Consider the following 18,910-nt stretch of genomic DNA (forward strand, 5'->3'; position numbering starts at 1 on the left):
GCGAACCGTTAACGTTTCGCGAATGTCGGACGGCGGCGCCGCCGTTGCCGCGGGTTGCCATGATGGTAAACTCAGACAAATTCCGGCCGGGCGAGCCACGTCGAGGAGGATCGATGACGGCGAAGGGCGATCAGCGCGCGCGGTATCCCAGCCTCGCCGGCAAGCGCGTCCTCGTGACCGGCGGTGCCTCGGGCATCGGCGAGGGGCTGGTGGAGGCCTTCGTCGGGCAGGGCGCCCGCGTCCTGTTCTTCGATATCGCCGACGACGCGGCCCGCGCCGTGGTGGCGCGCCTCGCGCCCGGCGCCGCGCACGCCCCGCTCTACCGGCGCTGCGACCTGACCGATATCGAGGCGGTCCGCGCGCTGGTGGCCGAGGCCGACACGGCCCTCGGCGGGCTCGACATCCTGATCAACAATGCCGGCAACGACGACCGCCACGCTCTCGCGGACGTGACGCCCGCCTACTGGGACGACCGGATGGCGGTGAATCTGCGCCACCTGTTCTTCGCGGCCCAGGCGGCGGTCCCACCCATGCGCCGCGCCGGCGGTGGCGTGATCCTCAATTTCGGATCGATCAGCTGGCATCTCGGGCTGACGGAGATGCCGCTCTACCAGACCGCCAAGGCGGCGATCGAGGGCATGACCCGGGCGCTCGCCCGCGACCTCGGCCGCGACAACATCCGGGTGGCGGCGATCGTGCCGGGCAACGTTCAGACGCCCCGCCAGGAGCGATGGTACTCGCCGGAGGGCGAGGCGGAGATCGTCGCCGCGCAGTGCCTGAACGGTCGGATCCAGCCGGCCGACGTCGCCGCGCTGGTCCTGTTCCTGGCCTCGGACGATGCCCGGATGTGTACGGCCCACGCGTACTTCATCGACGCGGGCTGGCGCTAGGACCGGCGCCGGGCAACCAAGCGGCCGGGCAAAAGATCGGCCGGGCGGAGGCGTCGACGGCGCTCCGGCCCGGCCCGCTTTCCTGCCTCAGTCGCAGGTCTCCTTCTTGACGGTCTTCGAGTCGCCCATGTCGTTCTCCTTGCGCACCGTCTTGGTGACGCAGCCGTCGCCGTGGTCGTGGACGGTCACGGACTTCGACTCGGAGGCCGGGCGGTCGACGACGACGGCCGGGCGGTCGCGCTCGATCACCGTGGTCTGGGCTTGCGCGGCGGCGCCGAGGCTCAACAGGGCGGCGGTCGCGAGCAAGGTCATGCGCATGCTGAAACTCCAATACCGATTTCGGTAGCGGATAACGGCAATGCCAGCTTGGGCGTTCCGCGGCGTGTCGCGTCCTGAGGCGGGCCGAACCAGTAGAGAACTTGGCTCGGCCCGCGCGCCGTTCGGCATGAGGTGCAGCCGGAGCGACGGCGCCAATGACCGCGGAAGCCGACCCGTTGCAACCCCGGCGAACTACGTGCGCGGCGCGGCCGGGTCTCAGCCGCCGGTCATCGGCGGGAAGAAGGCGATCTCGCGGGCCCCCGCGATCGGCGCGTCCGGCTTGGCGTGGGCCCGGTCGATCGCGGCGCGGACGACGCCGGCATCCTCGAAGGCGTAGGCGTATTCCTCGCCCCGGCCCCGGAGCCAACCGACGAGATCGGCGACGGTGGCCACCTCCGGCGGCGGCGCCAGCTCCTCCTCGGAGCGGCCGATCCGCTCGCGGACCCAGGCGAAATAGACGAGCTTCATCGCATCACCGTACCGGAGACAGGGCAGGGACCGCGCGTCCCGGAGACGGATCCCTCAGCGCGGATCGTCGATGACGTGCTTGATCCCGGCCCGCATGTAGTCCCACCCGGTCCAGAGCGTGAGCGCGGCGGCGAGCCACAGGAGCGTCAGGCCGATCGGCTCGGTTCCCGGGAGCACCGTCTCGCCCGCCGGACCGGCCACCAGGAAGCCGAGGGCCAGGAGCTGCACGGTGGTCTTCCACTTCGCGATCCGGCTGACCGGCACGCCGACCTTCAGCTCCGCCAGATACTCGCGCAGGCCGGAGACCAGCACCTCGCGGCACAGGATCACGATGGCCGCCCAGATATTCGAGCCGACGATGGTGTGGTCCGCCGCCAGCATCAGCAGGCACGCCGAGACCAGCAGCTTGTCGGCGATCGGATCGAGCATCCGGCCGAGCGCCGAACTCTGGTGGTAGGTGCGGGCGACGTACCCGTCGAGGTAGTCGGTGATCGCGGCCGCGACGAACACCCCCAGCGCCGTCCACCGCGCCGTGTGGGATTCGGGCCAGAACAGCAGCGCGACCATCACCGGCACGGCAACGAGGCGCCCGTAGGTCAGGCAATTCGCGAGCGTCCAGGCCGGCGACCGTCGTCGGGGAAGGACGGCGTTCATCGGAGGGGTGAAATCAGAGTGGGCCCCGGGCGTCAACGCCCCAGACTCCGCCTCGGCCATCGCGGCCGGGTTCTCAGGCGCCGGCATGAAAGAAGTCGTAGACCGCCCGCGCGGTGGCGGCGTTCACGCCCGGGGTCTTGGCCAGATCCTCGAAGGCGGCGCGCTCGATCGCCTTCACGGTCCCGAAGTGGTGCAGCAGCGCGCGCTTGCGGCTCGGACCGATGCCGGCGATCTCGTCCAACGGATTCTTCACCATCTCACGCTTCCGCTTGGCCCGATGGCTGCCGATGGCGAAGCGGTGCGCCTCGTCGCGGAGCCGCTGCACGAAGTAGAGCGTCGGGTCGCGCGGCGGAAGCTTGAAGGGTGGCCGCCCGGGCACGAAAAACGTCTCCCGGCCCGCATCCCGGTCGCGGCCCTTGGCGACGCCGACGAGCGGCACGCCCGCCACGCCGACCTCCTCCAGCGCCGCCCGCGCGGCGTCGAGCTGGCCCTTGCCGCCGTCGATCAGCACGAGGTCCGGCCAGGCCGGGAACGCCTCGCTCTCCTCCGCCGGGGCCGGCACCGGCTCCGGCACGCCGCCCTCGGCGGCGGCCACGGCCGCCTCGCGCTCCGTGCGCGGCGCCTCCTTCACGAGCCGCTTGAAGCGCCGCTGCAGCACCTCGCGCATCATGCCGTAATCGTCCCCGGGGGTCAGATCCTCGGACTTGATGTTGAACGTGCGGTAATGCGCCTTCATGAAGCCCGTCGGGCCGGCGACGATCATGCCGCCGACCGCGTTCGTGCCCATGATGTGCGAGTTGTCGTACACCTCGATCCGGCGGGGCGCCCCGTCGAGCCCGAAGGCCTGGCCGAGGGCGGCGAGGAGCTTGCCCTGCGAGGCCGTGTCGGCGAGGCGCCGCGCCAGCGCCTCCTTGGCGTTGCGCTGGGCGTAGTCGACGAGGTTCTTCCGCTCGCCGCGGCTCGGCCTGTGAATCTCGACGCGGTACTCCACCCGGCTCGACAGGGCCGCCGCGACCAGCTCCGCGTCCTCGATCGCGTGGCTCGTCAGCACGGTCCTGGGGGCGGGCTTGTCGTCGTAGAATTGGCCGATGAACGAGCCCAGCACCTCGTCGGGCGTCATCGTCCGGTCGGCCTTCGGGAAATAGGCGCGGTTGCCCCAGTTCTGGAAGTTCCGGAAGAAGAACACCTCGATGCAGAACTGGCCGGCCTGCTCGTCGAGGGCGAACACGTCCGCCTCCTCGACGCCCTGGGTGTTGACCCCCTGCACGCCCTGGATCGCCGACAGGGCGGCGATGCGGTCGCGGAACCGGGCGGCGCGCTCGAACTCCATCGCCTCGGACGCCTCCTGCATCTCGGCGCGCATCCGGTCCTTCACGGCGTTCGACTTGCCGGCGAGGAACGCCCGGGCGGAATCCGCCATGGCCGCGTAGTCGTCCGCGGCGATCTCACCGGTGCAGGGGCCGGAGCAGCGCTTGATCTGGTAGAGCAGGCAGGGCCGGGTGCGGTTCTCGTAGTAGCTGTCGGTGCAGGTGCGCAGCAGGAAGGCGCGCTGCAGGGCGTTCACCGTCCGGTTCACCGCCCACACGCTGGCGAACGGGCCGTAATAATTGCCCTTCCGGCGCCGGGCGCCCCGGTGCTTGACGATCTGCGGGGCGGGGCCGTCGTCGGTGACCAGGATGTAGGGGAACGACTTGTCGTCCCGCATCAGCACGTTGAAGCGCGGCTTCAGCTGCTTGATCAGGTTGGCTTCGAGGAGGAGCGCCTCGGTCTCGGTCGCCGTGGTGACGAACTCCATCGCCGCCGTCTGCGAGATCATCCGGGCGATGCGGTTCGAGTGCGCCTGGCCCCGCGCGTAGGAGCCGACCCGCGCCTTCAGGTTCTTGGCCTTGCCGACGTAGAGGACGTCGCCGCGATGGTCGAACATCCGGTAGACGCCGGGCGAGGACGGCAGGGTCGACCAGAATCGGCGGATCACCTCGGTTCCGGCCTGGACGGCGCCCGGCTCGAAGTCGAAATCGATCTCCGGCGCCTCCGTCTCGGGGAGGCCGGCTTCCGGCTCGTCGGCGGCCTCGTCCCGCTCGGCGTCGCGGCCGTCGTCGAAGGTGTCGGGGGGCAGGTCTGAGAGGGCTCTGCGGCTCATACCGCAGATCTAAGCGTTCCGGACCGCCAGGGGGACCGGGGCGGCGACAAAAATCGCGCGCCCGGTCGGCTCGATCAGTCGAACAGCGAGTCGATGTCGCTCTGGTCGACGTGGCCGATGTCGTGGTCGAGCTTGGGCCCGTTGAGCAGCGAGCTCTCGTCGTCCAGGGAGGTCGGCACCGGCATGACGGTGATGAGCTCCTTGAAGCTGTCGAGTTCCGACCACGTGGCGATGAGCCGGTCGAGATGCTCCTCGATGAACTTCATCACGCTGACGATCTTGGTGATCCGCTGGCCGGTCAGGTCCTGGAAGTTGCAGGCCTCGTAGGCGGTGATCACGCGCTCGAGGATCACGTCGACGTGCTGCTTCGTGCCGGGCGGCAGCGTCGCGGCGTTGAGCATGCCGGCGTGGCTCTCGATCTCCTCGATCGCGCCGAGGAGCTGCGTGGTGGCGCGCTCCGTCGAGTCGACCACCGCGTCGAGCTCGTCGGCCGCCCGGCGCATGCCCTTGCCGGTGTTCTCGGTCCGGTGCAGCGTCGCCAGCTCCGACTTGGTGCGGGTGATCGCCTCCTTCATCACGTCGAGCTCGGTGCGCATCGCCAGCGCCTCGTGCAGCTCGCGGCGGCACGACTCGATGGTCTCGCTCGCGCTCATCTGCGTGACGCGGCGCAAGTCCTGGATGGCGTTGAAGATCTCCTCCAGGCGCTCGCTCGAGGCGGACGCCCCGGGTCCGGGAGGGGGAGCCGCGGGAAGCCCGAGACTGTCTTCGATGCGATAGCGCTTCTGGGTCATCGTCCGGGCGTGAGCGTTCGGGTTCCGTCGCCGCGACTGTCTACCATAACGGTTAGCGGACTGTGACTGCCGAGCTTCTTACCGCCGGCCCCCTGCGCCTGGGGGCCCAGGGCCCCGTCGGGGCTTAACCGCCGATTCACGCTGGTCGCGACGGGCCGGGGACGGGCCGGGCCGCCCCGGCGATTCACCACGTTCGTTCACCGGATTCGGTAAAATTCGACGGGATCGTTCGCGGGCCGGGAGCACGGGCACCGGCTCGGGAGCATGCGACGATGCGGCGTTCAGTCCGTCTGGGAATGGGGGTGGCCGCGGCCGCGTTCGTGCTGTGCGGCCCCGCCCGGGCGCAGCAGGCGCGCTACGCCGAGGGCGGCTACGGCGGCGGCCTGATCGAGTATCTAGTCACCGGCAGCGCCGGCGGCGCGCCCGGGCGCGGCTGGCCGCAGCGCGCGGCGCCGCAGCAGCGCGTCGCGGCCTATTCCGGCGAGCTGGTGCCGGTCGAGCCGGAGCCGGCGCAAGGTTACGGGCAGGCGTACGGGCAGGCTTACGGCCAGCCCTATGGCCAGGCTTCCGGCGCCCCTCAGCCCTACGGTGCGCCCCAGGGAGATCCGGGCCGGATCGGCCGCGCGGTCTCGCCGGAGTACCAGCGCCAGGAAGTGGCCTTCACGGGGCGGCAGAAGCCCGGAACGATCGTGATCGACACCGCCGGAAAGCATCTCTACCTGGTGCAGGCCGGGCAGCGCGCCCTGCGCTACGGGATCGGCGTCGGCCGCCCCGGTTTCGCCTGGAGCGGGCTGAAGACGGTGAGCCGCAAGGCGGAGTGGCCGGACTGGACGCCGCCGGCCGAGATGCTGGCCCGCCGTCCCGACCTGCCGCGCCACATGGCCGGCGGCCCGGAGAACCCGCTGGGCGCCCGCGCCCTCTACCTGGGTTCGTCGCTCTACCGGATCCACGGGACGAACGAGCCCAACACGATCGGGCAGTCGGTCTCGTCGGGGTGCATCCGCATGATGAACGACGACGTCATCGATCTCTACGAGCGCGTGCCGGTGGGGACGCGGGTCGAGGTCCTCTGAGCGGCCGACGCGGCCCCGGTCGCGGATCGGACCTTCTGGATACGAGAAAGGCCCGGCCGCGCCTGACGCGACCGGGCCTTCCGCTGCCTATCCGGGACGATCAGGTCCAGTCGCTGTCGTCGCCGCCGCCGAGGTCGCCGCCGAAATCACCGCCCGGATCGCTGTAGCCGGCGTCCTGGAAGCTGCCCATGTCGCCGCCGCTGTTGTCGAGGGCCGAGCCGAGATCCTGGTTGCCGCCGTCGCCGTAGTAGTTGTTGACGACGGTCTCGCCCCCGCCGCCGAGACCGGCGGCCGCGGCGCTGCCGAGGCTCGAATGGCCGCCCGCGAAGGCGTTCGACAGGGCGCTGCCGAGGAGCATGCCGCCCGCCGCGCCGGCCGCCATGGGCAGGGCCGTCGCCATGAAGCCGCCGCCGCGCGCCGGCGCCTGGGGCTGGCCGCCCCACGGGCCGCCCTGCTGCTGCGGGTAGCCGCCCTGCTGCGGGTAACCCTGCGGCGGGCCGCCCTGGTTGCCCCAGGGCTGGCCGCCCGGACGCGGCTGGCCGTAGCCCGGCTGGGGCTCCTGGCGCTGCTGGCTGCCGCCGCCGAAGATGCTCGACAGGAAGCCGCCACCCCCGGAGGACTGGGCCGGAGCCGCCTGGCTACGAGCTTGCTCCAGCTGCTGGTTGAGGCTCTTGATCGCCTCTTCCTGCACGTAGATCAGCTGCGCCATCGCGTAGGGCGCGTAGGGCTGCGCGCGGAGCTTGTCGGCGATGAAGCGCTCCGCCTCCGCGTCGCGGGGCTGGGTCTGCGCCTGCTCCAGCCGCTGGAAGATTCCCGAAATGACGTCGCGTTCTTCGCTGTTCATGGAGTCGTCCTCCTCGAATCTCACCCGCGGGCCCGAACGCGCCGCATGGCAGCTAGGACATGGGTGCGCGGCGACGCTTTGTCAGGGGGATTGCGAAAACTTCATCCGCCTATCCCGAAACGCGAGAAGCCCGACCTGCCGGCCGGGCTTCCTGCATGCCGAGTGTAAGGCGCGGCCGCGGCCGCGCCGACGCGATCCTAGAACGTGCCGAACTTGTAGTTCAGGCCGGCGCGGACGACGGCGAACTGGTCGTCGCGGCGGCCGACGCCGCTGTAGACGACCGGGAAGTTGTTGGCGGCGTTGATGACGAACGCGCCCTGGTTGCGGGTGCCGCGGTCGAGGTTGACGTACAGGCCTTCGACCTTGAGCGTCACGGCCGAGGAGCGGAAGAAGTTCAGGAACGAGTCGGTGGGCAGGGCGTACTCGATGCCGCCGCCGGCGGCCCAGCCGGTGCGGAAGCTGTCGTTGCCGGCGAAGCCACCGAAGGAGCGGTCGGCGCTGCCCGAGCCGTAGGCGAAGCCGCCGGTGCCGTACACGAGGGTGCGGTCGAAGGCGTAGCCGAGGCGACCGCGGACGGTGCCGAAGAAGTCGAGGCTGGAGAGGCCGCGCGGGTCGGTGACGTAGTAGCCGGGGGCCAGCGCGCCGGAGATGAAGGCGTTGTTCCGGCTGCGGCCGAAGTCGAGGTACTGGGCGTCGGCCTCGAAGCCGATCACGACACCGGAGCCCGGGGTAAACTGGTAGTTGTAGCCGATCTGGCCACCGCCGGAGAAGCCGTCCTGGCTGCGGTTGCGGAAGGAGGCGACGGTGCCGGGGGCGGCGTAGGGGAAGGGGACGGCGAAGGTGTTGCCGGTGTTGCGGTCGCTGGCGTCGAAGGCGTAGCCGGCGTTGATACCGAAGTAGGCGCCGGTCCAGGTGAAGACCGGGACGGGGGTGAACACCGGCGGCGGGGCGGCGCGGCGCGGAAGGTCGGCGGCGAAGGCCGAACCCGCGAAGGCGACGCCCGCGAGGGCCGTGGTCACACGGAGCATGGATTTCATGATCTGGTCCTCACTGGTGGTCCGCGCCGTCCCACGGGCGGACGGTTGCGGAACCGGATCTGGCTGCGTTCCAGCGGTTCCAGGGTTGCTTTGCGCTCCGCGGTGTCGCCGACCGCTCTCGCGGCCCCTTGTGGCAACCCGCCGTTTTCCCCGGCACCTTGACCCCTAAACGCGGTCGAATGGCCAAGGTTCATTTACGGCTACGCTTTTTTTCGGGCCGAGGATCGACAAAGTGTCGCAGCCCCTTTCCGAGGCCGCACTGGCTCGTCAGGGCACCAGCGTGATCGCGGAGATCAGGCGGCCGTAATCCGCCTCGCCGCGATGCGTGGTCCGCCGGTAGCTGTAGAACCGCTCCGGATCGGCGTAAGTGCAGAGATTGAGTGCGGTGGCCTCGCCGATCTCGGCCTCGCCGAGCCGGGCCAGGATGAAGCCCGGAAGATCGAACTGGGCGTGTCCCGGCCGCGTGCCGGGGCCGAGGAAGCGCTCCATGCCGGGGGCATCGCTCCCGAAGCGCGCGACGAAGTCCGGACCGACCTCGTAGGAGGCCTGACCGATCGTCGGTCCCAGGACGGCGACGATGCGGCTGCGCCGCGCCCCGAGCGCCTCCATCGCCGACACGGTCGCGCCGATCACGCCGGTGAGCGCGCCCTTCCAGCCGGCATGGGCGGCGCCGACGACGCCGTTCTCGGGATCCGCGAACAGGATCGGCCCGCAATCCGCGGTGGCGATGCCGAGCGCCAGGCCCGGGACCCGCGTCACCATGGCGTCGGCCTTCGGCCGCTCCGCCGCGAAGGGGGCCTCGACCGTGACCACGTCGGCCGAGTGGACCTGATACAGGCTCACGAGCCGGTCCCGCGGCAGGCCGAGCGGCGCGCACATCCGCGCCCGGTTCTCGGCGACGCGCTCCGGCGCGTCCTGGGAGCCGAGGCCGCCATTGAGCGACGCGTACAGGCCCTCGGAGACCCCGCCGACGCGGGTGAAGAAGGCGTGGCGCACGCCCGCATGGGCGGAGAGTTCCGGCGCCTCGATGAACATGCCTGCGGTCACGGTCGGCCTCGCGCTTGCCCCTGTCGCGCCCCGATAGCGCAAGGGCGGACCCTTGACGATGTCGTTCAACCGTCAGATTCTTGCTGCATTGCAGTACGGAGCCGATCCGGCCCCGCCTTGAGAAGGATCGCGATGTCACGAGGGATCGAGACCGACGCCCTGCCCGAGACGCCCGAGGCCGAAGAGCCCCGGATTCCGAGCGCGCCTGCCCACCCCGTCACGGGAGAGCCCGCCGCCTTCGACCCGACCGACCTCAACCCGCCCGCGCCGCCGACTCCGCGGCCCGCCAGCCAGACCGATTCCGGCTTCGGCTCCTTCGGCTGAGAGTAGCCGGCCCGTACGGGGCCGCGCATCGTCCCGGCGGCTCAGAGCCCCGGAAATCCCGGGAGCGGCCCGACGGACGGGCCGCTCACCGCCAGCACCTTGAACAGGCTTCCCATCCCGCCCCGGCCCGGATCGGTCAGGCGCGCGGCCGCCGCGTCGATCGCGGCGGCCTGCGCGGGGCTCGCCCGTGCCTTCAGACGCTCGGCACGGGCCCCGAGTCCGAGGGCGGCCAGGAAGTCGCCCTGATCGACGGGGCCGTGGATCGCGGCGCCCTCGGCCCGCGCCGCCTGGGCGAGGGCGGCGAAATCGACGTGATGCGTCAGATCCGCCTCGCCGGGCTCCGCCAGCGGGTCGGCGAAGCGATGTCCCGCCAGCGCCTGGAGGGTGTCGCCGAAGCCCGGACGCACATGGCCGTAATCGATGGCCAGCAGGGCGCCGCCTTCGGAACACAGCCGCCGCGCCAGCGCGCGTATCAGCGCGAGGCCGGCCGCCGGCACGCTCATCAGCGCGCCGTCCGGGCCGTCCGCCGCGAGGCCCGGGACCGGCTCCGGCGACAGGCCGAAAGCGAGGCCGCCCGCCGGATCGAGACCGACCTGCCGCTCGTGCCAGCCCGACGGCTGGCGCTCGAACTGGCGCACCGGCAGGCAGTCGAAGAACTCGTTGGCCAGGATGATCGCCGGCCCCTCGGGCAGCGTGTCGACGCTGTCGTGCCACGCGGCACCGGTCCCGGCGAGGGCGCGCGCCTGCGCGGCCCGCAGCACCGGGCTCGTCTCGACGAGGTGCGGTGCCACGCGCACCCCCGGGAGCGCTGCCCGCAGCGCGCGCAGCGCGTCCGCCATCAGCGTGCCGCGGCCGGGCCCCAGCTCCACCAGGAGGAGCGGATCCGGCGACCCGATCGGGCCGCGGACGTAGGCTGTCCAGGCACCGAGCAGTTCTCCGAACATCTGGCTGATCTCGGGCGCGGTGGTGAAGTCGCCCTGGGCGCCCAGGGGATCGCGGGTGCGGTAGTAGCCGTGGACCGGGTGGCCGAGGCAGAGGGCCATGTAGCGGTCGACGCCGATCGGCCCGTTCTGCCGGATCAGCGCCGCGATCTCGGTTCCGAGGGGGGTCACGCCTCGACGGCCGCCTTGCGGGCGGCCTCGGCGGCCGGCGCTTCCACCGGATGGCGGGGCCGTGTCCGGCCGGTCGCGGCCAGCACGATGTAGGTCAGGCCGACGATCATCATCGGCACGCACAGCAGCATGCCCATGGTCACGCCGCCGCCCATCGGACCGAGATGGTCGCCGAACAGGAAGCCGAGCTGGCGATCCGGCTCGCGGAAGAACTCGCAGAAGGTCCGGGCCAGCGCGTAGCCGAGGACGAAGATGCCGCCGAGGAGCCCGGGCTTGCGGAAGCCGAACCGGCGGACGCTGACCGCCATCACGATGAACAGCAGCAGGCCCTCGGTGGCGGCCTCGTAGAGCTGGCTCGGGTGGCGCGGCAGCGGGCCGCCGCTCGGGAACACGATCGCGTAAGGGAAGTCCGGCGCCGCGCGGCCCCAGAGCTCGCCGTTCACGAAATTGGCGATCCGGCCGAAGAACAGGCCGATCGGCACCACCACGGCGCCGATATCGAGGAGCGTGTAGGCGTTGAGACCTTTCCCGCGGGCAAACAGCACGAAGGCCAGGATGGCCCCGATGAAGCCGCCGTGGAACGACATGCCGCCATTGCGGATCGCCAGGATCTCCCACGGATCGGCGATGTACATCGGCAGATTGTAGAACAGCACGTAGCCGATCCGCCCGCCGAGCACGACGCCGAGCGCCACCCAGACGACGAGGTCGTCGATGTCGACGACCTGCGGGCGCTTCACCACGCCCCAGAGGCTGTCGGCCATGACGAGGCGGCGCGCGTAATACCAGCCGCCGATCAGGCCGGCGATGTAGGCGAGCGCGTACCATTTGATCGTGATCGGCCCGATCGCGATCGCCACCGGATCGATGGCCGGAAAGGGCAGGGCGAGGAGCGGCATCTAACTCACCTCCGGGGCGGCCGGATTGGACGCCGGAGGGGCGACGCGTCAAGCCCGGGCGCACGCTCCCGGAACGGAGGCCTCAGCCGCGCACGAACAAGAAGCCGTGTCCGTCCGGGCCGGCGCAGTAGGCTGCCGTGCCGTCGGCGGAGGTCCGCGGCGTTCGCCCGCTCTCGCGCAGGCGCCGCGACAGGGCCCGCGGATCCGCTGCGGTGAACAGGTAGCGGGTGGCGGCCCGGTCGGCGGGCTCGACGACGAGCCGTGGCTCTGTCGCGGGCGTGCGGTAATGCAGGAGCTCCACGTGCGGCGCGGGGTCCGGCGGCGCCAGGGCGATCACGTCGACCTGCGGATCGTCGACTCCGTCGAGGCGCGCTTGCTCCGGCCCGCGGTTCAGGCCGCGCTCCGTCACCGCCAGCCCGAGGGGGCCGGTCAGGAAGGCCAGGGTGGCGTCGAGGTCGGTGACGGTGATCGCCGAGTGATCGATCCCCAGGAACAGGCCCGGCGGGTCGCGCCAGCGGGCGGCCGCGGGTCCGTCGGGGAAGAAGATCAGCTCCAGGGGATGCCCGTCGGGGTCGCGGAACTTGTAGGCGATCACGCCCCCCGTGGAGGCCGGCAGGCGCTGCGGCCCGCCACGGCTGATCGGCGTCGGGGCGAGCCGTGCCAGTCGCGCGGCCGCGGCTTCCATGTCGCGGACCGGGATCGCGAGGTGCTGGAAGAACGGGTCGGTCGCCGCGGGATCGGCCGGGTAGGGCGCGCCGGGCGGATCGACCGCCAGGAAGGTCACGGTCTGCCCGCCGAGGCGCATGCGCAGCTGGGTGGCGCGCCGGTCCGCGAGCCCCATCGCCTCCGCCTGCGCGGCGGGAACCGGCTCCGGCGGGGCGGCCCGCGCGAAGCCGAGCCCGTCCCGGTAGAAGGCCTCCGTGACGGCGAGGTCCGCGACCGTGCGGCCGAACCCCGTGAGGGCCCGCACGCCGCCCTCGGGAGCGGTGCCGCTCACAGGAGCGGCGCTCCCCGCACGTTCACGTAGATCGCGTAGAGCGCCTGCGAGGCGCACAGGAAAAGGCGGCTGCCGTTGCGTCCGCCGAAGGTGAGATTGGCGACCGTCGCGGGCACGAAAATCTTGCCGACCAGCTCGCCGCCGGGGTCGATGCAGTGGACCCCGTCCCCGGCGCTCGACCAGACATTGCCGTGCTCGTCGCACCGGATGCCGTCGGCGTTGCCCGGCGCGATCCGGCAGAACACGTCGCCGCCTGACAGGCTGCCGTCCTCGGCCACGTCGAAGACGCGCACGTGCTGGAGCGGATCGGTGTCGAACTGCAGCCCGGTCTCGACGATGTAGAGTCTGCGCTCGTCGGGCGAGAAGCAGAGCCCGTTCGGCCCCTGGAAATCGTCGGCCACCACCCGCAGCGAGCCGTCGCGCGGATCGAAGCGGTAGACGGCGGCGGGCAGCTCGGATTCCTGCTTGCCGCCCTCGTAGTCGGTCTGGATGCCGTAGGGCGGGTCCGAGAACCAGATCGTCCCGTCCGACTTGCAGACGATGTCGTTGGGCGAGTTCAGGCGTCGCCCCCGGTAATGCTCGACCAGGCCCGTGACCCGCCCGTCGAGCTCGGTCCGATGGATGCGCCGGCCGCGGTGCGAGCAGGACAGCATCCGCCCCTGGCGGTCGCGGGCGTGGCCGTTCTCGAAGTCGCTCGCCTCGCGGTAGACGCTCAGGCCGGCGGATTCCGACCAGCGCATTACCCGGTTGTTGGGGAGGTCCGAGAACAGGAGCTCGTCGCGGTCGCCGAACCAGACCGGGCCCTCGGTCCAGCGGAACCCGTCCGCGAGCTTCTGCAGCGGCGCGTTCGGCAGGATGTAGGCCTTGAAGCGCGGCTGCGTGAGTTCGAAGCCGTCCATGGAGCCGCCCCTACTTGAAGCGGCCGGGCTGATTGACGGTCGGCTCGACCTGCAGCCCGGTCACGATCATCGTGCAGGGCTCGTCACCCACCGTCCCGGACAGGTGGCCCTTCCGGCCGTCCCGCGCCTTGGTGTTCTGGTCCTCGCCCATCATCAGCTCGCCCGGGCCCATCTCGACCCGGTGGCCGTCCATCGTCTCGACGAACCAGCGGCCCGACAGGACGGCGATCCATTGCGGCCGCGGATTCTCGTGCCACTCGCCGACCCAGCCGACCGGCAGGACCGTGAAGGTCACGACCGACGGCGCCGGGTCCATCTTATCGTTCCACTGCGGCGCGGTCTCGGGGTTGATCCCCTCGAACTTGAACCGCTCGAGGTGGAACAGCTCCTGGCGGCTGACACCCTCCGCATCGGTGTAGACGTGCCAGTACGGCATCTTCGGAGGGGTCGGCTCGCTCATCGTCGCTCCTGCCGCGGCGGGACACACCCTCCCACAACGGCCGGGCTTGGCGATGGTTCGCGGCTCCCGACGAAGGCCAGAACGACCGGGACATCGCTCCGAGTCCCGGTCAGCAAAGCTCCTCACCGTCCTTGCGAGCGGAGCGAAGCAACCCAGCCGGCGCCACACTCGGCGATCGCGCGCCGGCCCGGCTCGCCTCGCCGCGCTCGCGATGACGGCGCGACGCTCACATCTGCTCGGGGATCCGGTCCGTCTGCGCGAGGTTCGAGAACCGGGTGATGTTCGCGTCGAACTGCAGCTCCACGGTGCCGGTGGGGCCGTGACGCTGCTTGCCGAGGATCACCTCGGCCTTGCCGTGGACGCGCTGCATCTCGGCTTCCCAGGCGAAGAACTCCTCGGTCCCTTCGCGGGGCTTCTTGTTCCCGACGTAGTACTCCTCGCGGAACACGAACATGACGACGTCGGCGTCCTGCTCGATCGAGCCCGACTCGCGCAGGTCGGCGAGCTGCGGACGCTTATCGTCGCGGTTCTCCACCTGACGGGAGAGCTGCGACAGGCCGATGATCGGAACCGCCAGCTCCTTGGCGAGCGCCTTCATGCCCGTCGTGATCTCGGTCATCTCCTGCACGCGGTTGTCGCTGCGCTTGCCCGAGCCCGAGAGGAGCTGGAGGTAGTCGACGATCAGCAGGTCGAGGCCCTTCTGGCGCTTCAGGCGCCGGGCCCGGGCGGCGAGCTGGGCGATCGAGATGCCGCCGCTCTGGTCGATGTAGAACGGGATCGTCTGCATGTCCCGGGCGGCGTCGGTGATCTTGTAGAAATCCTCGGGCCGGATGTCGCCGCGGCGGATCTTGTACGAGGGCACGCCCGACTGCTCTGCGATGATGCGGGTCGCGAGCTGCTCGGCCGACATTTCCAGCGAGAAGAAGCCCACGATGCCGCCGTTCACGGTCCGGGTCGTGCCGTCCGGCTGCTTCTCGCCGCGGTAGGCCTTGGCGATGTTGAAGGCGATGTTGGTCACCAGCGAGGTCTTGCCCATGGCCGGGCGGCCCGCGAGGATGATCAGATCGGAGGGCTGCAGGCCGCCCATCTTGGCGTCGAGGTCGGACAGACCCGTGGCGATGCCCGAGAGCTTGCCGTCGCGCTGGTAGGCCTTGGCGGCCATGTCGACCGCGGCGGTCAGCGCGTCCGAGAATTTCTGGAAGCCGCCGTCGTAGCGTCCGGCCTCGGCCAGCTCGTAGAGCCGGCGCTCGGTCTCCTCGATCTGGTCCCGGGGCGCCTGCTCCACCGGCGCCTCGTAGGCGCCGTTCACCAGATCCTCGCCGATGGTGATCAGCCGGCGGCGGATGGCGAGGTCGTAGATCGTGCGGCCGTACTCACCGGCGTTGATCACCGTCGTCGCGTCGGCGGCGAGGCGCGCGAGGTACTGCATCACCGTCTGGCCGCCGAAATCGGCGTCGCCCAGATAGGTCTTCATGGTGATGGGCGTGGCGAGCTTGCCGGCCTTGATCAGGGAGGCCGCCACCGTGAAGATCTGCTGGTGGGCATCCTCCATGAAGTGCTCGGCCAGCAGGAAGTCCGACACCCGATAATAGGCGTCGTTGTTCACCAGGATCGCGCCCAGCAGCGCCTGCTCCGCGTCGATGTTGTGCGGGGCGACGCGGTACTCGGCCTGGACCGCTTCGAGCTTGGCCGTGAGCGCATTGGGCAAGGCCATCGGCGGACGACTCCGTATCAGGCGCCGCGGCGGGCGCGCCAGGATCACACCGCACGACCTTGGCGCCGGTATGGTTACCGAAGCCTAGCCGACGGCCGGTTCTGCCGGGCCGGGGCGCGGAAAAGCGGACGCCCGCCGACTCTCGCGAGGGGCGGGCGTCCATGCTGGAACAAAACTGGAACGTGTCAAGTCTCGGGGACCATCATCCCCAGTGTTCACCGGTATACACGGCGGGGTCGGCCTCGCGGCTCGGCCACGCCGCCGCAGGCCCGACCGGCCGGTTGGCCGGCCGGTCAAGCCTGCAACCGGGGATCAGCCGCGGTCGTCGGCGCCCTCGCCGGCATCGGCCAGCGCCTGACCGACCTCGAGGCCGAGGTCGTCGAGGTTGAACGCCTCGCGCTCGGTCACCGACTCGCCGCGGGCCTGACGCTCGGCCTCCTCGGGGCTGCGGGCGACGTTGACGGTGATCTCCACCTCGACCTCGGGGTGCAGCACCACCGGGACCGTGTGAAGGCCCAGCGTCTTGATCGGCTGGTTCAGGGTGAACTGACCGCGATCGACCGTGAAGCCCTCCTTCGCGACGACCTCGGCGAGGTCGCGGGTCGAGACCGAGCCGTACAGAACGCCGGTCTCGCCGGACTGACGGATGAGGACGAAGCTCTGGCCGTTCAGCTTCTCGGCGACGACCTCGGCGTCCTTCTTGCGGTCGAGGTTGCGAGCCTCGAGCTGGGCGCGCTGGGCCTCGAAGTGCTTCTTGTTGGCTTCCGTCGCGCGCAGGGCCTTGCCGCGGGCGAGCAGGAAGTTGCGGGCGAAGCCCGGACGGACATTCACGGTCTCGCCCATCTGGCCCAGCTTGGCCACGCGCTCGAGCAGGATCACTTCCATGGTCTTTCTCCTTCAGGTGTTCGGCCACGCGGGCCGGGGTCTCACGGCGCCGGATCGCCCTTGGGGCGTCGGCGGTCGAGGGCTGTGTCGGCGAGGCCGAACAGGGTCAGGGCGACCAGGGCGATGCCCTGGGTCACGAACAGGATCAGGTACATGCCGAACAGCATGAGCCCGCGCCCCGGCCGGCCGCGGGAGCGGTCGTGGAAGGCGGCGAGCCCCTGGAGGGCGAAGGCGGCGCTGAACGCGCCGAGCAGCGCGACCCCGAACACGCCGACATAGCCGGGCGCGAAGCACATCCCGACGGCCGCCGCGACCGCCACGAGCGTGCTGCGCGGCATGGCGGTCGAGGGGATGTCGGGCCAGGGCCGCGGCAGGCGGCCGGAGATCTTCACGATCCGGGCCGACGCCCAGAGGTAGAAGGCCAGCAGCAGGGCGAGGCCGTTCGCCGCGAAGGCGGGCACGACGCGGGCGAGGGCGTCCGCCACCTCGGCCCGCGTCACGTCCGCCGGGTCGGCGTCGGCCTGCGGGGCCGGACCGGGCGTCGCCGCCCCGTCCTTGCCGCCCGCCTCGCCGCCGGTCGAGGGCGCGTCGGCGCGCGGGGCATCTGCGCGCGGGGTCTCGGGGGACGGGCGGGCGGAGGGCAGCCGCGTCTGGACCAGGGTCTGGGCGAGCCCGCGCAGCTGCGCGTCGAAGGCGGCGTGGTTCGGCGACGACAGGACCGCGATGGCGATGAAGGCGAGGGCGGCCGTGGCGGCGATCCAGCCGAGCAGGCGGCCGGTCGGGTACCATTCGAGGCCGGCGGGCGTCTCGCGCCCGAGGAGCGCGAGGTAGGCGATCCACCAGGCGGGCAGGGCGATGTAGGCCGCGAAGGCCAGTCCCAGGAAGGGCGCGATCACCAGGACCAGCGCGAGGCTGCCGGCGGCGGCCGCGGCGAGCGCGGCCTTGTGGCTCCAGCCCAGGCCGACGATCAGGATCGGAAGCGGCGCCACGAGGTAGAGCAGGATCGCGAGCGGCGTCGCCTTCAGCAGCACCCCGAACAGGAGTGCGGAGACGAGGCCCGCGCCGATACCGATGCCGATGTGCTGTGCCATGAATTCCGCTGTCCCGCTGCCGGTACGGCAGGGTTAGAGGCGGCTACGCGCCCCAACGATCGGGCGGCGCGAGCCGCCCTCTGGGAGGGCCGGCCCGGGCAGATGCCGGGCCGGCGGGTTCTGATGGCCTACTTGATCACGTAGGGCAGCAGGCCGAGGAAGCGGGCGCGCTTGATCGCCTGGGCGAGCTCGCGCTGCTTCTTGGCCGAGACCGCGGTGATCCGCGACGGCACGATCTTGCCGCGCTCGGACACGTAGCGGGACAGGAGCTTGACGTCCTTGTAGTCGATCTTCGGCGCGTTCGCGCCGGAGAACGGGCAGGTCTTGCGACGACGGAAGAAGGGACGGCGTCCGCCGCCCGCACCAGCACCGAATGCCATGGGTTAGCCCTCCCCGCCGAAGCTGCGCTCGCCGCGGTCACCGCGATCGCCGCGGTCACCACGGTCGCCGCCGAAGCCGCCACCGCCGAAGCCCTCGTCATCGCGACGACGGCCGCGCTCGCGATCCTTGCGGTCGTCGCGGTCGCGCTTCTGCATCATGGCGGACGGCTCGGAATCGAGCTCCTCGACCCGGATGGTCATGAAGCGCAGCACGTCCTCGGAGATCTGCATCTGGCGCTCCATCTCGGCGATGGCGGCCGGCGGGGCGTCGATGTTGAGGAGGGCGAAGTGCGCCTTGCGGTTCTTCTTGATCCGGTAGGCGAGGGACTTCACGCCCCACATCTCGATCTTCTCGAGACGGCCACCGTTCTGCTCGATCACACCCTTGTAGGTGTCGATCATCGTCTCGACCTGCTGGGACGTCACGTCCTGGCGGGCCAAGAGCACATGCTCGTAGAGAGGCATTGTCGGGCCTTTCATCGTCAAAAGGAGCCCGGCCGCCGGAAGGCGGCTGATTCGGGCCGGTTCATCTCGCGCTACGCTCGGCGCCAAGCCCTTCGAGCCGATTTTCAGGCCCGAGCGGTTGATCGAAGGCGGAGACACCGGACGACGGGATCTGGGAGAGCCCTGTGCCGCGAGCGGCACCGTCCGTTCAGCCCCCGGCCGGAGCGAACGCGAGGGGCGGCGCATAGTCGGTTTTTCGCGACCTGGCAAGGTCGTGGCAAGGTCGCGTCGTGGGTCGCGGCTTGGGTGGCGGGCCCGAACTCCCCGCGGCCGCGGGGATTCGGGCCGCGCGTCCCGTGCCGGGCCCTGCCGGGACGGCCCCGCCTGTTGTGCGGAACACGCCCACGGGCGCGTGCCGCGCCGCGGCGCGACCCTGTCCGGCA

General features: G+C 71.0%; 21 protein-coding genes. 3 read left to right on the forward strand and 18 right to left on the reverse strand.

Annotated elements, in window-relative coordinates; all coding sequences use genetic code 11:
- Positions 1 to 113 precede the first annotated feature (113 nt).
- A complete protein-coding gene (locus tag LXM90_RS06115) occupies positions 114 to 890 on the forward strand; it encodes an SDR family NAD(P)-dependent oxidoreductase (protein ID WP_020090650.1) in 777 nt (258 codons plus the stop codon).
- 87 nt (positions 891 to 977) lie between these two features.
- Here LXM90_RS06115 and LXM90_RS06120 read toward each other — a convergent pair whose 3' ends face one another.
- The 5 genes from LXM90_RS06120 to LXM90_RS06140 all read right to left on the reverse strand — a co-directional run bounded on the left by LXM90_RS06120 (position 978) and on the right by LXM90_RS06140 (position 5,261).
- The gene (locus tag LXM90_RS06120; RefSeq protein WP_020090649.1) at positions 978 to 1,208 is read right to left on the reverse strand and encodes a hypothetical protein; all 231 of its coding nucleotides are present in this window, start codon (positions 1,206 to 1,208) and stop codon (positions 978 to 980) included.
- 216 nt (positions 1,209 to 1,424) lie between these two features.
- Positions 1,425 to 1,676: a molybdopterin converting factor subunit 1 gene (gene moaD, locus LXM90_RS06125; protein WP_020090648.1), complete on the reverse strand. Its 252-nt coding sequence runs from the start codon at positions 1,674 to 1,676 to the stop codon at positions 1,425 to 1,427.
- A gap of 54 nt (positions 1,677 to 1,730) precedes the next feature.
- Complete coding sequence (pgsA, locus tag LXM90_RS06130; protein ID WP_020090647.1) at positions 1,731 to 2,330, reverse strand: CDP-diacylglycerol--glycerol-3-phosphate 3-phosphatidyltransferase; 600 nt, start codon at positions 2,328 to 2,330, stop codon at positions 1,731 to 1,733.
- Between the two features lie 73 nt (positions 2,331 to 2,403).
- Positions 2,404 to 4,470, reverse strand: a complete 2,067-nt coding sequence (gene uvrC, locus LXM90_RS06135; RefSeq protein WP_103984928.1) for an excinuclease ABC subunit UvrC — start codon at positions 4,468 to 4,470, stop codon at positions 2,404 to 2,406.
- 74 nt (positions 4,471 to 4,544) lie between these two features.
- Positions 4,545 to 5,261: a protein phosphatase CheZ gene (locus LXM90_RS06140; protein ID WP_020090645.1), complete on the reverse strand. Its 717-nt coding sequence runs from the start codon at positions 5,259 to 5,261 to the stop codon at positions 4,545 to 4,547.
- A 272-nt stretch (positions 5,262 to 5,533) separates the two neighbouring features.
- On the opposite strand from LXM90_RS06140, the gene LXM90_RS06145 reads away from it, so the two are divergent.
- On the forward strand, positions 5,534 to 6,334 hold the full coding sequence (locus LXM90_RS06145) for a L,D-transpeptidase (RefSeq protein WP_026604541.1): 801 nt from the start codon (positions 5,534 to 5,536) through the stop codon (positions 6,332 to 6,334).
- 100 nt (positions 6,335 to 6,434) lie between these two features.
- Here the strand turns inward: LXM90_RS06145 and LXM90_RS06150 are convergent, their stop codons facing one another.
- From LXM90_RS06150 to pgeF, 3 genes are all read right to left on the reverse strand, one after another.
- Positions 6,435 to 7,178, reverse strand: coding sequence for a DUF2076 domain-containing protein (locus LXM90_RS06150; protein ID WP_020090643.1), 744 nt, complete (start codon positions 7,176 to 7,178; stop codon positions 6,435 to 6,437).
- A 197-nt stretch (positions 7,179 to 7,375) separates the two neighbouring features.
- The gene (locus tag LXM90_RS06155) at positions 7,376 to 8,215 is read right to left on the reverse strand and encodes an outer membrane protein (RefSeq protein WP_103984927.1); all 840 of its coding nucleotides are present in this window, start codon (positions 8,213 to 8,215) and stop codon (positions 7,376 to 7,378) included.
- A 267-nt stretch (positions 8,216 to 8,482) separates the two neighbouring features.
- Positions 8,483 to 9,250: a peptidoglycan editing factor PgeF gene (gene pgeF / locus LXM90_RS06160; RefSeq protein WP_234082956.1), complete on the reverse strand. Its 768-nt coding sequence runs from the start codon at positions 9,248 to 9,250 to the stop codon at positions 8,483 to 8,485.
- A gap of 144 nt (positions 9,251 to 9,394) precedes the next feature.
- Between pgeF and LXM90_RS06165 the strand changes: the two genes are divergently transcribed.
- Positions 9,395 to 9,586: a hypothetical protein gene (locus LXM90_RS06165; protein ID WP_012322302.1), complete on the forward strand. Its 192-nt coding sequence runs from the start codon at positions 9,395 to 9,397 to the stop codon at positions 9,584 to 9,586.
- Between the two features lie 41 nt (positions 9,587 to 9,627).
- Here the strand turns inward: LXM90_RS06165 and LXM90_RS06170 are convergent, their stop codons facing one another.
- The 10 genes from LXM90_RS06170 to rpsF form a co-directional block, all read right to left on the reverse strand.
- Positions 9,628 to 10,698: a class I SAM-dependent methyltransferase gene (locus tag LXM90_RS06170; RefSeq protein WP_234082054.1), complete on the reverse strand. Its 1,071-nt coding sequence runs from the start codon at positions 10,696 to 10,698 to the stop codon at positions 9,628 to 9,630.
- A complete protein-coding gene (gene lgt / locus LXM90_RS06175; protein ID WP_020090639.1) occupies positions 10,695 to 11,597 on the reverse strand; it encodes a prolipoprotein diacylglyceryl transferase in 903 nt (300 codons plus the stop codon). The genes LXM90_RS06170 and lgt overlap by 4 nt, the downstream gene beginning before the upstream one ends.
- An 82-nt stretch (positions 11,598 to 11,679) precedes the next feature.
- Positions 11,680 to 12,594 carry a VOC family protein gene (locus tag LXM90_RS06180; protein WP_234082057.1) on the reverse strand — a complete coding sequence of 305 codons (915 nt, stop codon included), beginning with the start codon at positions 12,592 to 12,594 and terminating at the stop codon, positions 11,680 to 11,682.
- Positions 12,591 to 13,493, reverse strand: coding sequence for an SMP-30/gluconolactonase/LRE family protein (locus tag LXM90_RS06185; protein ID WP_234082059.1), 903 nt, complete (start codon positions 13,491 to 13,493; stop codon positions 12,591 to 12,593). Before LXM90_RS06185 ends, LXM90_RS06180 begins: the two co-directional genes overlap by 4 nt.
- Before the next feature lie 10 nt (positions 13,494 to 13,503).
- Positions 13,504 to 13,953: a cupin domain-containing protein gene (locus tag LXM90_RS06190; RefSeq protein WP_020090636.1), complete on the reverse strand. Its 450-nt coding sequence runs from the start codon at positions 13,951 to 13,953 to the stop codon at positions 13,504 to 13,506.
- 226 nt (positions 13,954 to 14,179) lie between these two features.
- Complete coding sequence (locus LXM90_RS06195) at positions 14,180 to 15,667, reverse strand: replicative DNA helicase (RefSeq protein WP_020090635.1); 1,488 nt, start codon at positions 15,665 to 15,667, stop codon at positions 14,180 to 14,182.
- 312 nt (positions 15,668 to 15,979) lie between these two features.
- Positions 15,980 to 16,552, reverse strand: a complete 573-nt coding sequence (gene rplI, locus LXM90_RS06200) for a 50S ribosomal protein L9 (protein ID WP_020090634.1) — start codon at positions 16,550 to 16,552, stop codon at positions 15,980 to 15,982.
- Positions 16,553 to 16,593: 41 nt separating this feature from the next.
- Positions 16,594 to 17,643, reverse strand: a complete 1,050-nt coding sequence (locus tag LXM90_RS06205) for a DUF2232 domain-containing protein (RefSeq protein ID WP_234082062.1) — start codon at positions 17,641 to 17,643, stop codon at positions 16,594 to 16,596.
- Positions 17,644 to 17,771: 128 nt separating this feature from the next.
- Positions 17,772 to 18,023 carry a 30S ribosomal protein S18 gene (rpsR, locus tag LXM90_RS06210; RefSeq protein ID WP_007561044.1) on the reverse strand — a complete coding sequence of 84 codons (252 nt, stop codon included), beginning with the start codon at positions 18,021 to 18,023 and terminating at the stop codon, positions 17,772 to 17,774.
- A gap of 3 nt (positions 18,024 to 18,026) precedes the next feature.
- Positions 18,027 to 18,488 (reverse strand): 30S ribosomal protein S6, encoded by a 462-nt coding sequence (gene rpsF / locus LXM90_RS06215; protein WP_020090632.1) that lies wholly within the window; start codon positions 18,486 to 18,488, stop codon positions 18,027 to 18,029.
- Positions 18,489 to 18,910 lie beyond the last annotated feature (422 nt).

Origin of the sequence: Methylobacterium oryzae (assembly GCF_021398735.1) — a bacterium.
Taxonomy (GTDB): domain Bacteria; phylum Pseudomonadota; class Alphaproteobacteria; order Rhizobiales; family Beijerinckiaceae; genus Methylobacterium.

Bases quoted from the DNA above. Each gene is read 5' to 3' on its own strand.
- LXM90_RS06115 (WP_020090650.1), top strand. From the start codon at position 114: ATGACGGCGAAGGGCGATCAGCGCGCGCGGTATCCCAGCCTCGCCGGC.
- LXM90_RS06120 (WP_020090649.1), bottom strand. From the start codon at position 1,208: ATGCGCATGACCTTGCTCGCGACCGCCGCCCTGTTGAGCCTCGGCGCC.
- moaD (WP_020090648.1), bottom strand. From the start codon at position 1,676: ATGAAGCTCGTCTATTTCGCCTGGGTCCGCGAGCGGATCGGCCGCTCC.
- pgsA (WP_020090647.1), bottom strand. From the start codon at position 2,330: ATGAACGCCGTCCTTCCCCGACGACGGTCGCCGGCCTGGACGCTCGCG.
- uvrC (WP_103984928.1), bottom strand. From the start codon at position 4,470: ATGAGCCGCAGAGCCCTCTCAGACCTGCCCCCCGACACCTTCGACGAC.
- LXM90_RS06140 (WP_020090645.1), bottom strand. From the start codon at position 5,261: ATGACCCAGAAGCGCTATCGCATCGAAGACAGTCTCGGGCTTCCCGCG.
- LXM90_RS06145 (WP_026604541.1), top strand. From the start codon at position 5,534: ATGCGGCGTTCAGTCCGTCTGGGAATGGGGGTGGCCGCGGCCGCGTTC.
- LXM90_RS06150 (WP_020090643.1), bottom strand. From the start codon at position 7,178: ATGAACAGCGAAGAACGCGACGTCATTTCGGGAATCTTCCAGCGGCTG.
- LXM90_RS06155 (WP_103984927.1), bottom strand. From the start codon at position 8,215: ATGAAATCCATGCTCCGTGTGACCACGGCCCTCGCGGGCGTCGCCTTC.
- pgeF (WP_234082956.1), bottom strand. From the start codon at position 9,250: ATGTTCATCGAGGCGCCGGAACTCTCCGCCCATGCGGGCGTGCGCCAC.
- LXM90_RS06165 (WP_012322302.1), top strand. From the start codon at position 9,395: ATGTCACGAGGGATCGAGACCGACGCCCTGCCCGAGACGCCCGAGGCC.
- lgt (WP_020090639.1), bottom strand. From the start codon at position 11,597: ATGCCGCTCCTCGCCCTGCCCTTTCCGGCCATCGATCCGGTGGCGATC.
- LXM90_RS06185 (WP_234082059.1), bottom strand. From the start codon at position 13,493: ATGGACGGCTTCGAACTCACGCAGCCGCGCTTCAAGGCCTACATCCTG.
- LXM90_RS06190 (WP_020090636.1), bottom strand. From the start codon at position 13,953: ATGAGCGAGCCGACCCCTCCGAAGATGCCGTACTGGCACGTCTACACC.
- LXM90_RS06195 (WP_020090635.1), bottom strand. From the start codon at position 15,667: ATGGCCTTGCCCAATGCGCTCACGGCCAAGCTCGAAGCGGTCCAGGCC.
- rplI (WP_020090634.1), bottom strand. From the start codon at position 16,552: ATGGAAGTGATCCTGCTCGAGCGCGTGGCCAAGCTGGGCCAGATGGGC.
- LXM90_RS06205 (WP_234082062.1), bottom strand. From the start codon at position 17,643: ATGGCACAGCACATCGGCATCGGTATCGGCGCGGGCCTCGTCTCCGCA.
- rpsR (WP_007561044.1), bottom strand. From the start codon at position 18,023: ATGGCATTCGGTGCTGGTGCGGGCGGCGGACGCCGTCCCTTCTTCCGT.
- rpsF (WP_020090632.1), bottom strand. From the start codon at position 18,488: ATGCCTCTCTACGAGCATGTGCTCTTGGCCCGCCAGGACGTGACGTCC.